The organism is Nocardia sp. NPDC051929 (assembly GCF_044548645.1).
Taxonomy (GTDB): domain Bacteria; phylum Actinomycetota; class Actinomycetes; order Mycobacteriales; family Mycobacteriaceae; genus Nocardia; species Nocardia sichangensis.
In genome coordinates, this window is sequence record NZ_JBIUCG010000001.1 from 358,403 (window position 1) to 371,979 (window position 13,577).

The window sequence follows — 13,577 nt, forward strand, 5'->3', positions numbered from 1 at the left end:
GTTAGGCAGAAAGCAGGCCACCTGAAGCAGCACCCTTATATCGGACACACGTTCGAGACACGGCGGCAGTCTGGCGACATGCCCGAACTCCCGTGCCGAGACTTTGCACCCACTACTGATATGCGATTTCGGCGGTGGGGTGGCGGCGAGGACCGCCCCTGATGCTCGGCGCCCTCATCGGTCAGTACTTGTAGAAACCCTCTCCGGTGGCGATGCCGAGCTTGCCCTTGTCGATGTAGTTCTCCTTCAACCACTGGGCCAGCCGTTGGGAGTCCTCGTCCTCGTTGTTGACGAGGATGTTGTAAGGCGTGGTCAGCCCGATGATGTCGAGAATGCGGAACGGCCCGGCCGGTGCGCCGGTGCCGATCTGCCAGGTCTTGTCCACCGCTTCGGGATCGGCGTAGCCGCCCGCCGCCAAGTTCATGCCCGCGTTGAGCAACGGCACCAGCAGCGAGTTCAGGACGTAACCGGCCTTCTCCTTGTGGATTTCGATCGGCACCATGCCGATCTTCGAGGCGAAGTCGACCACGGCCTGGTACACGTTCGGGTCGGTGTCGGCGGTGCCCATGATCTCGGCGGTGTTGAAGTGCCACACCTGATTCGCGAAGTGCAGCGCGAGAAATCGGTCCGGGCGGCCGGTGAAGTCTTTGATGGCGCTGGGCAGCAGGGTGGAGGAATTGGTGGCGAAGATGGTGCGCTCCGGTGCGACCTGGCCGAGCTTCTCGTACGTCTGCTGCTTGATGGTCAGCACCTCGGGAATGGCCTCGATGACCAGATCCGCGTCCTGCGCCGCTCGAGCCAGATCGGAAGTCAGCGCGATGCCCGCCGCCGTCTGCTCGGCCTTGCCGTCCCCGCCGCCGGGTACCTGCTCACGGTAGACCGCCACCAGCTTGTCGAGTCGCTCCCTGGCCGCGGTCAGCGCCTTGTCGTCGATGTCGTATGCCGTCACCTCGAAACCGTGGAAGGCCGTCTGGAAGGCGATCTGCGAACCGAGCACCCCGGTGCCCAGGACGGTCACCTTGCGAATGTCGATGGTCATTCGTCTCTCCTCTCGAGACATTGATGGTGGCGGTGCTCGATGGCCGATATCGTACGTTTACGAGCGGCCGTACAGTTCATCCAGTCCGATCAGCTCGACCTCGCCTTCGCGCTCGGCCCGTTGCAGGTCTTCGCTGAATCCCGCGCCGGAGAAGCAGAGCAGGCGCATTCCGGTGACATCGAATTTCCCGCTCGCGGAGATCAGTTCGCGGATGCGCCGCAGACGGTCCAGATGGCCGAGGCCCATCACCTCGTTCCACTTCGCCTCCCCGATGCCGAGCAGCGGTGGACGGCCGTCCTCGGCGTAACCGACCGCGACGATGTCGACCTCGTGTGTCGTACGGTTCGCCGAATCGTTGACCGTGCCGGACGAAACCTGCACCGGAAGGTCGCCGAGCCGATTTCGGCCGGTGCTTTCCTGGGCGAAAAGCATGGCCCACTCGCGGCAGATTCGCTCGAAGTGCGGGCCGATCACGTTGCTGGCGAACCGATGCGATGCCCGCTGCCAGATACGGCTGGTGTCCGTGGCCAAGGTCAGCTGAGGCCAGAACGGCCGCATGATCGCGTGGTAGAAGGTGACCAGCGGTTCGGCGATCCGGAAATCGCTGCGGTTGGCGCGGAACGCGTCGGCCTCGCGGGTGACGAAACCGGCGTCCTCGAGCACAGTCAAGGGGTGCGCCAGCGTGTTCACCGGGCGGCCGACGTGGCCGGCGATGCCACCCCGGCCGGTGTTGCCGGTGGCGATGGCGTTGAGCACGGAGTGATAGAGGGCGCCGTCCCGAAGATCGGGCTCCTCGGCGAGCAGGTACCGCGCCTCCAGGAACATCGGGCTTCCCGGGGACAGAATCGCTCGAACCACCCAATCATCGAAATCCGCGAGATTCGCGGGCGCGTCATAGCGGATCATCTCGGTCCGATACGCCGGTGTTCCGCCCACCACCGAATGCACGAGCAGGGCCAGCCGAGGGTCACTGATCCCCCAGAACTCCGCCGCTCGCCGGTAATTCAAGGTGGCGATGGGCAATTCGAGCGAAGCACGGCCGCGCAGCGGGGCATTTCCCGAAAGCAGGCCACCCATAAAAGACAACGCCGAACCACAGAGCAGCAACCGTGTGCGCGAAGCGGTGCGCTCGGCTCGCCTCGGCGCATACGCTCCCTGAATGATCGACGGCAGCGCTGGATTCGCCCTGACCAGATAGGGAAACTCATCGATCACCACGGGCGTGTTCTTCTCGCGTCCCATGCGAAGCAGCACATCGATCACTTGCCCCCAGTTCGCCGGGGTGAAGGGAGCGACCAGATCGAGGTGGCGGCTGAGCGCCTCCCCGACGGCGGCGAGCGATTCCGCGTCGGTGGCCTCCTGCGCGGAGAAGTAGAAACCGTCGGCGACTTCGCAGACGGCCTCAAGCAGAAAACTTTTACCTTGCCTGCGTCGACCGGAGATCACGCCGAGAGACGCACTCGGGGCGGGATCGTCGATGAACCGGGTCAGTGCCTCCCATTCCCGGTCGCGATCGAAGATGTCGGACGGTTTCCGCACGCGCCCCTCCCAAAAGTAGTGAACTTATGATAACTGTACTACTCTCACCAGCTGGCACATTAGAGCGGCGAATCCCGGGGACCACCACACGCTCGTGTGCCACCCGAAAGGTGAAGTGCTCAGTTGATGAGCACTTTGGGTCGGAGGATGAGGTGGAAAGACATCACCGCATCTTGGAGGGCACCGTGAGTCGGTTCGATGGAACAAGAATTCTTACTTGTGTCGACATCGCACAGTGGGAGGAGTGGCTGGCAGCCAATCACGACAGGCACGCCGACGTCTGGCTGAAGATCGCCAAGAAGGGGGCGGCGGACCGGACGATCAGCAACGGGGAGGCGCTCGACGGCGCGCTCTGCTTCGGCTGGATCGACAGTCACCGCCGCGGCCTCGACGCCGAGCACTACCTGCAGCGATACTCGCCGCGCCGTCCGAGGAGTCCGTGGTCGCAGATCAACGTCGCCAAAGCCGAAGCTCTCGTCGCCGCAGGTCGCATGCGGGCGGCCGGTTTCGCGGCCATCGCCGCCGCGCAGGCCGATGGGCGCTGGGCGGCCGCCTATGAAGCCCAGCGGACCGCCACCTGTCCGGCCGACTTGCTCGAAGCGCTCAGCGCGAATCCACGCGCACGGAAGAGATTCGAACTGCTCGACCGCACCGCGCAGTATGCGCACTTCCTGCGGCTGATGAAGACACGGAGTTCCGCCGAGCGGGCTGGGCAGCTGCGGCGCATGCTCGATGAGTTGAATCAGCCAGCGGCGTAGTCCAAGTCGACTACGGCATCGATGATCATCGATAGCGGCGAGGCGAAAATCGGTTGGGAATCGTGTGCGCCGACGCGAGGATATGTGTTGTGCTGCTTCTTGTTCCGGCCGATGTACTTCGCCCCCAACGCGTCGACGAGCATTTCGCCCCGGAGGCGGACGCGGCTCGTGCCGTCGGATTGGAAGTCGCCGTGGTCGATCACGACGCGCTGACCCGCGCTGACGGCGCGGAGGAGGCCGTTCGACGCGTTCGTTCCAGCGGGGTGGCTGTCTACCGCGGCTGGATGTTGCGCAGTGCTGAGTACGCCGCGTTCGAACGGAGCTTGCGGCAGCGGGGCGTCACGCTGCGCACGAGCGCCGAACAATACCGGCGGGCGCACGAGCTGCCGGGGTGGTATTCCGCACTCGCCGAGATGACGCCTCGATCGGTATGGACCAGCGGGAGCGGTCGCGCCGCATTCGATCACGCGCGTCGGGAGCTGGGAACCGGCCCCGTCGTCCTGCGCGACTACACCAAGTCGATGAAGCACTACTGGCACGAAGCGGCGTTCATCCCCGACGCGGCGGACCCGGACGCCGCCTGGCGGGTCGCGAGCAGATTCCGTGAACTCCGCGGCGAAGACCTGACCGGCGGATTCGTCCTGCGCCGCTTCGAGCGTTTCCAGTCTGCCGAAGTCCGCACTTGGTGGGTGGACGGCAAGTGCCGGTTGATCGGCCCGCACCCGGACACCCCGGAGGAAATGCCTGACGTCGCTTTCGATCCGGCCACCGTCGAAGACGCCATCACCACCCTCGGCCTCCCCTTCGTCACGGCCGACTTCGCACTACGCGACGACCGGACCTGGTGCCTGGTCGAACTCGGAGACGGCCAGGTCAGCGACCGGCCTGCGACCATTCCGGCCGAAGAGCTGATCGCCCTCCTCCGCGCGGGTTGAGCACGGGCAGACGAGTATCAGGTACTCGATGGCGGTCCTTGATTTCCGTGATCGAAGAGGTTACGAAGCCCTGCCGCGCGCGAACCGACTGTGGCCGGTACTCGCCGTAAGCTGGAATATGTGGTGCAGCAGTGCACTTCGGGTCGGGTCTGCGAAGGAAGCCGATGTTCGCCAACTGGTTCCACCCTGCCGCCGCCATCCCGAAGCCGCGGCGGGCGATGGCCTTAGTGCTCTGCTCACTCGCTGTGCTCGCTACCGACGTGGCGGGTACAGCCGCATATGCCGACGAGACTGCCTGGGCGACAATGGAACCGGGCTCGGCAGTCGGCTCGCATGGGTTTTCGGGCGGATGGGGTGGCATCGAGTCCGCGCGCTTCATCGAGTACATCACCGAGGGCCCGACCGGCGCGCCGACCATGGCGACCGGCGTGCTCGCGACACCTGACGGAACACCGCCCGCCGGCGGCTGGCCGATCGTCGCCTGGGAGCACGGGACCAGCGGACTCGGCGCGACGTGCGGGATCAGCACGAACCCGCGCTACGACGCGCCCATCGTCCGGCGGCTGCTGGACCAGGGGTACGCGGTCGTCGCGCCGGACTATGTCGGCCTCGGCGCGGGCGCGGCCACCACGCACCCCTATCTCCAGTCGCGCACCGAGGCCACGGCGACCGTCGACCTCGTCCGCGCCGCCCGCCACGTCGATGCCGCGCTCGCGCGTAGGTGGGCGGTGACGGGTGTCTCCCAGGGCGGGCACGCCGCGCTCAACACCGGTGGCATCGCCGACATCTACGCGCCCGAACTCGAATTCCGTGGCACCGCGGCGCTCGCGCCACCGTCGAACATCGAGGGAGTTCTCGCACTCGCCGGACCGTATGTGCCGGAGGTCCCCGGCTTCGAAGGCTCCACCGCCCTATTCGCCGCCATGCTGAACGGGATGCGACTCGCCGCACCCGACACGGTGGCTGCCGCACTGACACCCGCGGGTGCGGACGCGCTGGCTCGGATCGACCGGCGGTGCCAACGGGAGTGGCAATCGGCGGTTCGCGGCACAACGATCGGATCAATGCTCCAACGACCTGTGGCGGGCAGCCCTTTTGCCGACGCCCTCACCGGCTACCTAAGGGTACCGACCTCGGGGTATCGCGGCCCGCTGTTCATCGCGCACGGCACCGCCGACAACGTCGTCCCCATCGCGCTCACCCGGTTGTTACTCACCCAATACACGCTCGCCGGAACGAAGTATGAATTCCGCAGCTACGACACCGATCACGAAGGGATCGTCGCCGCCGCTTGGCCGGACGTGCTCTCCTTCGTCGCCGCAGTTCTCGGTCCCGCGTAGTCGACCCACTCGACCGCCGTCGACCGGCAGAGCCTTACTCGAGCGCAGACGAACGGGGTCGCGAACCTCCGTCCGCGACCCCGCTGCGTTCGACCGCTCAGGCGGTGACGGTCGCCTTCTCCCGCTGCAATTCCAGCGCGATGTCGATGAGCTGGTCCTCCTGGCCGCCGACCAGCTTGCGCCTGCCCGCCCGTACGAGCATTTCGGCGGCGGAGACGCCGTAGCGCTCGGCTTGCCGTTCGGCGTGCTTGAGGAAGCTGGAGTAGACGCCCGCGTAGCCCATCATCAGGGCCTGGCGATCGAGCAGGCATTCCTGGGGCATGGCGGGGCGGACGACGTCTTCGGCGGCGTCGGCGATGGCGAAGAAATCGATGCCTGTCTTGACGCCGAGCTTGTCGCACACGCCGACCAGCGCCTCGACCGGGGTGTTTCCCGCGCCCGCGCCGAAACGCCGTGCGCTGCCGTCGATCTGCTTCGCGCCGGCACGGATGGCGTAGATCGAGTTGGCCACGGCCAAGTCGAGGTTCTCGTGACCGTGGAAGCCGACCTGCGCGTCGTCGCCGAGTTCGGCCACCAGCGCCGCGACGCGGTCGGAAACCTGCTCGAGCACCAGCGCACCGGCCGAGTCGACGATATAGACGCACTGGCAGCCGGCGTCGGCCATGATGCGCGCCTGCTTGGCGAGCACCTCAGGCGGCTGGGTGTGCGACATCATCAGGAACCCGACCGTCTCCAGTCCGAGTTCCCGCGCCAGACCGAAGTGCTGGATCGACACGTCGGCTTCGGTGCAGTGTGTGGCGATCCGGCAGATGGACGCGCCGTTGTCCTGGGAGACCTTGATGTCTTCCTTCACCCCGACGCCGGGCAGCATCAGCACGGCGATCTTCGCCCGCTTCGCCGTCTCGGCCGCGATGGTGACCAATTCCTGCTCCGGCGTCTTGGAGAAGCCGTAGTTGAACGACGAACCGCCGAGACCGTCGCCGTGGGTCACCTCGATCACCGGCACGCCCGCGCCGTCCAGCGCGGCCACGACGTCGCGGACCTCGGTGGCGGTGAACTGGTGGCGCTTGTGGTGGGATCCGTCGCGCAGCGAGGTGTCGGTGACGCGGATGTCGAGTTCTGCTGAGTAGGCCATGTCGAAAGCTCCTTACACCCGGGCCGTGACGATCTGCTCGGCGATGACCTCGCCGACCTGCGTAGCGGCGGCGGTCATGATGTCGAGGTTGCCCGCGTACGGGGGCAGGAAGTCGCCCGCGCCCTCCACCTCGACGAACACCGACACCTTGGCCATGCCGCCGGAGACCACCGAGGGCTCGTCGAACTGCGGCTCGTTGAGCAGCCGGTAGCCGGGCACGTACTGCTGGATGTCGGCGACCATCCGGTGGATCGAGTCGGCGATCGCGTCGGTGTCGGCGTCGTCGGGGATGGCGCAGAAGATGGTGTCGCGCATGATCATCGGCGGCTCGGCCGGATTCAGGATGATGATGGCCTTGCCGCGCTGCGCCCCGCCGATGGTCTCGACGCCGCGACTGGTGGTCTTGGTGAACTCGTCGATGTTCGCACGGGTGCCGGGGCCCGCGGAGACCGACGACACCGACGCGACGATCTCCGCGTACGGCACCGGGACGACCCGCGACACCGCGGCGACGATCGGGATCGTCGCCTGGCCGCCGCAGGTGATCATGTTGACGTTCGGCGCGTCGATATTCGCGCCCAGGTTCACCGGCGGCACGACGGCGGGACCGACGGCGGCGGGGGTGAGGTCGACGGCGCGGATGCCCGCTTCGGCGTAGCGCGGCGCGGCGGCGCGGTGCACGTACGCCGAGGTCGCCTCGAAGATCAGGTCGGGCAGTTCGGATTGCCCGAGCAGCCAGTCCACGCCTTCGTGCGAGGTTTCCAGCCCGAGCCCGCGCGCCCGCTTCAGCCCCTCGCTGTCCGGGTCGATCCCGATCATCCAACGCGGCTGGATCTTCTGCGAGCGCAGCAGTTTGTAGAGCAGATCGGTGCTGATGTTGCCGGACCCGACGATCGCGGCGGTGACGGTCCCGTTGGACACGACAGCCTCCCTAGGTGAATTGCAAACGGACAGAGCCGAGTCCGGCGAACTCGGCGTGGAAGTCATCGCCCGGACGGGCGTCGATGGCGCGGGTGCACGAGCCGGGCAGCACGATGTCCCCTGCCTTCAACCGGACACCGAAGCTCGCGACCTTGCGCGCCAGCCAGGCCACCGCGATCACCGGATCACCCAGGACCGCGTCGCTGCGGCCCTCGGCGACCACCTCGCCGTTGCGGGTGAGCACCGCGTCGATGGCCTTGATGTCGATGTCCTTCGGCGCGACACGCTGCGCGCCGAGCACGAAGCCCGCCGAAGACGCGTTGTCGGAGATGGTGTCGGCCAGGCCGATGTTCCAGTCCTTGATCCGCGAGTCGATCAACTCGATCGCGGGCGCGAAGGCGACCGTGGCGGCGAGCACGTCCTCTTCGGTGCACTCCGCGCCGGGCAGGTCGGCGCCGAGCACGAACCCGACCTCCACCTCGACCCGGGGGAACAGATACCGGCCCGCTTCCACCGGAACGTCCTCGTAGACTTCCATTTCCGCGAGCAGATGCCCGTAGTCGGGCTCGTCCACGCCCATCATCTGCTGCATGGCCTTCGAGGACAGGCCCACCTTGTGCCCGACCACGCGCGCGCCCGCGTCGAGCCTGCGGCGGATGTTGATCAGCTGGATCTCGTAGGCGTCGACCACGTCGATGTCGGGGTGGCGGGCGATCAGCGGATCGATCGCGACCCGGTCGCGCTCGGCGCGCTCGAGTTCGTCGGCCAGTTCGGTTCGTACCGCGTCGGACAGCACGCTAATTTCCTTCCACTGTTGCGTTTTCCAGCGCCGAGACCTGCTCGCCCGCGGCCGACCGCCCCGCCCTGCGGCCGGAGAAGACGCAGTCGGCCAGCGACAGCCCGCTGACGTAGGACTTGGAGCAGACGCCGACCGCGGTGCGCCCGGCCGCGAAGAGCCCCGGGATGTCGGCGCCCTCGGTCGTCTTGACCGCGCCGGTGCGCTCGTCCACGACGACGCCGCCGAGGGTGAGCATGGGGCACGGGTTGGTCAGGCTCGGTTTGATGCCCACATCCAACAACCAGAAGGGGCCGGTACGGACCGGTTCGGTGAACTCGGCGGGTTTCCCGACCGGATCGGGGGCGCCGGTCTCGATCGCGGTGTTGTGCGCGTCGACCGTCGCGCGCAACCCGGCCGGGTCGATGCCCGCCTTCGCCGCGGCTTCCTCCAGCGTGGCGCCGCGAATCGCGGTGCGACGCATGGTCTCGAACTGCCCGCGCTGGAACCAGGCTCCTTGCTTGCCGATCTGCCCGATCGCGGTGCGCATGAGTGGGTTGTCGGCCAGCAGCCACCCCTTGCCGCCGTGCTCGGTGATCAGCTTGTTGCCGACCGCGGCGCCGTAGCGCGTCTCATCGATCACCCGCCTGCCATCGGCGTCCACCAGCAGCGCCGCGGTGAACGCGCTGGGCGGGAGCAGGAATCGCCATGCGGAGACGTTGTCCATGTGATCCACGGCCGCGCCGACCTGCTCGGCCATCAGGATGCCGCCGCCGTCGTCGGCGGTGGTGCCGAGGGCGAGACCGCCGTGGAAGGCGGGCGCGTACTGCCGCACCAACTCGCGATTGGCGATGAACCCGCCCGCGCTGAGCACCACTGCGCGCCGCGCGAGGACCCGGATCGTGCTGCCGTACCGGCGTTCCAGCAGGTCCAGCCGCTGTTCCAGTACCCGTCGCAGCGGCGGGTAGTAGATGCCGGGCTTTGCCGCGACCTTCGCCATGCGGGTGTAACGGTCGCGGACCCGGCCGGGCGCGTCGCGCAGGGTGCGGCACTCGACGCCGATCACCGCGCCCGCGCCGTCGGTGATCAGTCGGGTCACCCGGGTGAGGGTCTCCACGCGCACGCCCGCCCTGGACGCGGCGGCGGCGAGCGGGCCGGTGAGCTTCTTTCCCGAAGTGCCCCTTCCCTTCACCCGATGTCCGCGCTGGGCGGGCGGGATGTCGCGGAACGCGCCGGAGATCTCGCTGCCGGAGTAGTACAGGTAGTAGCGGTCGTTGGGGTAGGAAGTCTTGTACGGGCACAGCGAGGCTTCGAACGGAACGCCGTGCGCCTTCAGCCACTCGATCAGTTCCGGGCTCTCGTCGACGAACCGGCGCAACGTCTCGGGGGCGACCGCGTCGCCGACCTCGCGCTCGAGGTAGGCGTACATGGCCTCCGGGGTGTCCTCCACCCCGGCCTCCCGTTGCACGGAGGTGCCGCCGCCCGCGTAGATGATGCCGCCCGACAGCGCCGACGTCCCGCCTCCGGCGAAGCGTTCGAGCACGAGCACCTGCGCGCCCGCCTCGGTCGCTTCCAGCGCGGCCGCCGCCCCCGCGGCGCCGTATCCGACCACGACAACGTCGGTGGCCAGGTCCCATTCGAGGCCCATGTTCTTAACTCCGGTCTGAAACTGAAACAAGTTTCCTCGACAAACGGAACGTCGAGCAAGTCTTCTGCCACACAACATAGACCAATGGCGCGTCCATTCTATAACGTGTTCTACATGACTGATCGGGAATACGACGTGGTGGTGGTCGGCAGCGGCGCCGCCGGCATGACCGCCGCCCTCACCGCGGCCCACAACGGCCTGAGCGTGGTGGTCATCGAGAAGGCCGCGCACTACGGCGGGTCGACCGCGCGCTCCGGCGGCGGCGTGTGGATCCCGGGCAACAAGGCGCTGCGCGCGTCCGGTCGGCCCGACGACCGCGAGGACGCACGGACCTACCTGCACAGCATCATCGGCGACGTCGTCCCCTCCGAACGGGTCGACACCTTCATCGATCGCGGGGCCGAAGCGCTGGACTTCGTGCTCGATCACTCGCCCCTGAAGATGACGTGGGTGCCCGGCTACTCCGACTACCATCCCGAAGCGCCGGGCGGGCGGCCCGAGGGGCGCTCGTGCGAGCCCAAGCCGTTCGACACGAAGATCCTCGGCGACGAGCGGTTCAACCTGGAGCCGCCGTACGCGAAGGCTCCGCTGAACGTGGTGGTCATGCAGGCCGATTTCGTCCGGCTCAATCTGATTCGGCGGCATCCGAAGGGCATGCTCCGGGCCATGCGCGTCGGCGCGCGCACCTACTGGGCCAAGTTCACCCGCAAACACATCGTCGGCATGGGGCAGGCCATCATCGCGGGCATGCGCAAGGGGCTCATGGACGCGAACGTGCCGCTGTTGCTGAACACCCCGATGACCGACCTCGTGGTGACCGACGGCGTCGTCACCGGCGTCCGCGCGCTGCACGAGGGCGAGCCGGTCACCTTCACTGCCCGCTACGGCGTCGTCCTGGGCAGCGGCGGTTTCGAGCACAACGCGGAAATGCGCACCAAATACCAGCGCCAGCCCATCACCACCGAGTGGACCACCGGCGCGGCCGCCAATACCGGCGACGGCATCCAAGCGGGCATGGCGGCGGGCGCGGCCATCGGTTTCATGGAGGACGCCTGGTGGGGGCCGACCATCTTCAAGGGCGGCAAACCGTGGTTCGCGCTGGCCGAACGGAACCTGCCCGGCAGCATCATGGTGAACGCCGACGGCAAGCGATTCGGAAATGAGTCCGCTCCTTACGTCGAGGCGGTGCACACCATGTACGGCGGCGAGTACGGGCAGGGCGAGGGGCCGGGCGAGAACATCCCCGCGTGGCTGGTGTTCGACCAGCGCTACCGGAACCGCTACATCTTCGCCGGGCTACAGCCCGGTCAGCGTTTTCCGTCCCGGTGGATGGAAAACGACTTCATCGTCAAGGCCGACAGCATCGAGGAATTGGCAGGCAAGATCGACGTGCCCGCCGACGAGTTGGCCGCGACCGTCAGCCGCTTCAACGGCTTCGCCGAGACCGGGAAGGACGAGGACTTCGGCCGCGGCGACAGCCATTACGACCGGTACTACGGCGATCCGACCGTGCGGCCCAACCCGTGCCTGGCCGCGCTGGTGGAGGGCCCGTACTACGCCGCCAAGATCGTGCCGGGCGATCTGGGCACCAAGGGCGGACTGGTGGCCGACACCGCCGGGCGGGTGCTGCGCGAGGACGGCAGCGTCATCGAGGGGCTGTACGCGTCCGGCAACTGCTCCACACCGGTGATGGGCCACACGTATGCCGGGCCCGGCGCCACCATCGGTCCCGCGATCGCCTTCGGCTACCTCGCGGTGCTGGACATCGTCAAGCGCAAGAAGGAGCAGCCCGCAGTCACCGCGGCAGAGGCCTGACGGTCGCCCTCGGCTACAACTGGGGCGCCGAGCACGAGCCATACCGCGACCCGCCCATCCCACCGACCGGACGACGCACTGGCGAGCCGCGTTCGCGCCGAGCAGGATCGAACCGAAGGCGCAGCTATTTCCGGCGCGGCCTCGGGCGCGGCGCGGTAGATCCGGATCGATCCACATTCATGCACAAGGAGAACTGATGCCCATCGACCCGAAGATCGCGCTCGGCGCGGAGCTGCCGAGCCGGGAGTTCGCCTGGACCCCGTCGGACGTGCAGCTCTACCAACTGGGCCTCGGCGCCGGCACGCGCTGGACCGAGCCTGCCGAGTTGCGCTACCTCGACGATCGGGAACCGCAGGTGCTGCCGACCTTCGCCACCGTGGCGGCGACCGTGCACGAGACCGAGCCACCCAGGGTGAGCTTCCCCGGCGTCGAGATCGATCTGGCGAAGGTGGTGCACGGTCACCAGGAGGTCGAGGTGCACCGGCCGATCCCGGCCGCGGGCAAGGCGACCAAGGTCAGCCGGATCGCCGAGATCTGGGACAAGGGCTCGGCCGCGGTCATCGTGCAGGAGCACACCGTCACCGGCTCCGACGGAGCGCCGCTGTGGACCGAGCGCTCCTCGATCTTCGCCAAGGGCGAGGGCGGCTTCGGCGGCGAGCGCGGACCGAGCACCAAGACCGAACTGCCCGATCGCGCCCCGGATTTCGACGTCACCACCCCGACGCTGCCGCAGCAGGCGCTGCTCTACCGGATGTCCGGCGACCGCAACCCGCTGCACTCCGACCCCGAATTCGCCCGCGCCGCCGGATTCCCCGCGCCGATCCTGCACGGGTTGTGCACCTACGGCATCGTCTGCAAGACCGCGACCGACATCGTGCTCGACTCCGACACGAGCCGCGTCACCGGTTTCCGCGCCCGGTTCGCCGGGGTGCTCTACCCGGGCGAGACGATCCGCACCCGGATCTGGCGCGAGGACGACCGACTCGTCATCGCCGCAACCGTGGTCGAACGCGACGACGCGCCGGTCCTTGGGGATGTCGAACTGCGATTCCGGCCCGCCTGAGGAATCACTACACAGCTTCACCCGAGCGGCACAGGCAGGTGCGCGTCCGACAGCACTCGCACGAACGGCGGACGTGGCGCCTGAGGGCGCCAGTGCGGACGACTCCCGCCCCGCGCCGGTGCGGATGCCGGACGAAGAGCATCGGCGGTCAACGGCACGCGAGCGTCCCACGTTTCGTCGGCAGGTCGCGTCGCGGCGCTGGGGAGGGTTGGCCCGGCCGCTGTCCGCGTATCACGCGGGATCCGTCGGCGGAAGGGAGATGCCGACGGCACCGCAAGCACCACTGGGTAGTGGGAATGGTGCGCACCAGGCGAACCGAGATCTCGGCGTCACAGCGGCGGCAGCGGCCGTAACGTCCGGTGGAGATGAGCATGAGAGCTGCCTCGATGTCCGCCAGCGCTTGCCGTGCTGCCGCGGCCAGTTTGCTGTCGACCTCGCGTCTGGCCGCGTCAGCCGGGTCGGCGGGTTCACCTGCGCGGGCGATTACGGCTTCGAGTTCGGCCAGCTGTTGCAGGCGGAAGCGGCGTTGCTGCAACAGGGCGGCGCGCAGCACGGGTAGCTGTTCGCTGAGGCTTGCGCGTGAAACGGGGTGTGCGTGGGTCATCGTCG

At 67.8% G+C, this 13,577-nt stretch carries 12 protein-coding genes; 5 read left to right on the forward strand and 7 right to left on the reverse strand.

Annotated elements, in window-relative coordinates; translation table 11 throughout:
- Nucleotides 1-181: 181 nt before the first annotated feature.
- Together ACIHAX_RS01465 and ACIHAX_RS01470 are read right to left on the reverse strand one after the other, a co-directional pair.
- Complete coding sequence (locus ACIHAX_RS01465; RefSeq protein WP_364425201.1) at nt 182-1,039, reverse strand: 3-hydroxyacyl-CoA dehydrogenase; 858 nt, start codon at nt 1,037-1,039, stop codon at nt 182-184.
- Between the two features lie 57 nt (nt 1,040-1,096).
- On the reverse strand, nt 1,097-2,578 hold the full coding sequence (locus ACIHAX_RS01470; RefSeq protein ID WP_397275199.1) for an ATP-binding protein: 1,482 nt from the start codon (nt 2,576-2,578) through the stop codon (nt 1,097-1,099).
- 185 nt (nt 2,579-2,763) lie between these two features.
- On the opposite strand from ACIHAX_RS01470, the gene ACIHAX_RS01475 reads away from it, so the two are divergent.
- The 3 genes from ACIHAX_RS01475 (at nt 2,764) to ACIHAX_RS01485 (ending at nt 5,611) form a co-directional block, all read left to right on the forward strand.
- Complete coding sequence (locus tag ACIHAX_RS01475; RefSeq protein WP_397275201.1) at nt 2,764-3,336, forward strand: YdeI family protein; 573 nt, start codon at nt 2,764-2,766, stop codon at nt 3,334-3,336.
- Between the two features lie 89 nt (nt 3,337-3,425).
- A complete protein-coding gene (locus tag ACIHAX_RS01480; RefSeq protein ID WP_397275203.1) occupies nt 3,426-4,271 on the forward strand; it encodes an ATP-grasp domain-containing protein in 846 nt (281 codons plus the stop codon).
- A 164-nt stretch (nt 4,272-4,435) separates the two neighbouring features.
- On the forward strand, nt 4,436-5,611 hold the full coding sequence (locus ACIHAX_RS01485; protein ID WP_397275205.1) for a lipase family protein: 1,176 nt from the start codon (nt 4,436-4,438) through the stop codon (nt 5,609-5,611).
- A 97-nt stretch (nt 5,612-5,708) separates the two neighbouring features.
- On the opposite strand, the gene dmpG is transcribed toward ACIHAX_RS01485, so the two are convergent.
- From dmpG to ACIHAX_RS01505, 4 genes are read right to left on the reverse strand one after another with little or no spacing between them, the layout of a single operon-like run.
- On the reverse strand, nt 5,709-6,746 hold the full coding sequence (gene dmpG, locus ACIHAX_RS01490) for a 4-hydroxy-2-oxovalerate aldolase (RefSeq protein ID WP_397275207.1): 1,038 nt from the start codon (nt 6,744-6,746) through the stop codon (nt 5,709-5,711).
- Nucleotides 6,747-6,758: 12 nt separating this feature from the next.
- Entirely contained in the window at nt 6,759-7,667 is a 909-nt protein-coding gene (locus ACIHAX_RS01495) for an acetaldehyde dehydrogenase (acetylating) (protein WP_063022250.1), read from the reverse strand.
- A 10-nt stretch (nt 7,668-7,677) separates the two neighbouring features.
- Nucleotides 7,678-8,463, reverse strand: a complete 786-nt coding sequence (locus tag ACIHAX_RS01500) for a 2-keto-4-pentenoate hydratase (protein ID WP_355076778.1) — start codon at nt 8,461-8,463, stop codon at nt 7,678-7,680.
- A gap of 1 nt (nt 8,464) precedes the next feature.
- The gene (locus ACIHAX_RS01505; protein WP_397275210.1) at nt 8,465-10,090 is read right to left on the reverse strand and encodes an FAD-binding protein; all 1,626 of its coding nucleotides are present in this window, start codon (nt 10,088-10,090) and stop codon (nt 8,465-8,467) included.
- 114 nt (nt 10,091-10,204) lie between these two features.
- Between ACIHAX_RS01505 and kstD the strand changes: the two genes are divergently transcribed.
- Both kstD and ACIHAX_RS01515 read left to right on the forward strand, forming a co-directional pair.
- Nucleotides 10,205-11,905, forward strand: coding sequence for a 3-oxosteroid 1-dehydrogenase (gene kstD / locus ACIHAX_RS01510; protein WP_397275212.1), 1,701 nt, complete (start codon nt 10,205-10,207; stop codon nt 11,903-11,905).
- A gap of 196 nt (nt 11,906-12,101) precedes the next feature.
- Nucleotides 12,102-12,968, forward strand: coding sequence for a MaoC/PaaZ C-terminal domain-containing protein (locus tag ACIHAX_RS01515; protein WP_364436149.1), 867 nt, complete (start codon nt 12,102-12,104; stop codon nt 12,966-12,968).
- 148 nt (nt 12,969-13,116) lie between these two features.
- Here the strand turns inward: ACIHAX_RS01515 and ACIHAX_RS01520 are convergent, their stop codons facing one another.
- Nucleotides 13,117-13,572: a TraR/DksA family transcriptional regulator gene (locus tag ACIHAX_RS01520; protein ID WP_397275215.1), complete on the reverse strand. Its 456-nt coding sequence runs from the start codon at nt 13,570-13,572 to the stop codon at nt 13,117-13,119.
- Between the last annotated feature and the right edge of the window lie 5 nt (nt 13,573-13,577).

Coding starts and splice junctions, on each gene's coding strand:
- ACIHAX_RS01465 (WP_364425201.1), bottom strand. CDS start 1,039: ATGACCATCGACATTCGCAAGGTGACCGTCCTGGGCACCGGGGTGCTC.
- ACIHAX_RS01485 (WP_397275205.1), top strand. CDS start 4,436: ATGTTCGCCAACTGGTTCCACCCTGCCGCCGCCATCCCGAAGCCGCGG.
- dmpG (WP_397275207.1), bottom strand. CDS start 6,746: ATGGCCTACTCAGCAGAACTCGACATCCGCGTCACCGACACCTCGCTG.
- ACIHAX_RS01505 (WP_397275210.1), bottom strand. CDS start 10,090: ATGGGCCTCGAATGGGACCTGGCCACCGACGTTGTCGTGGTCGGATAC.
- kstD (WP_397275212.1), top strand. CDS start 10,205: ATGACTGATCGGGAATACGACGTGGTGGTGGTCGGCAGCGGCGCCGCC.
- ACIHAX_RS01515 (WP_364436149.1), top strand. CDS start 12,102: ATGCCCATCGACCCGAAGATCGCGCTCGGCGCGGAGCTGCCGAGCCGG.
- ACIHAX_RS01520 (WP_397275215.1), bottom strand. CDS start 13,572: ATGACCCACGCACACCCCGTTTCACGCGCAAGCCTCAGCGAACAGCTA.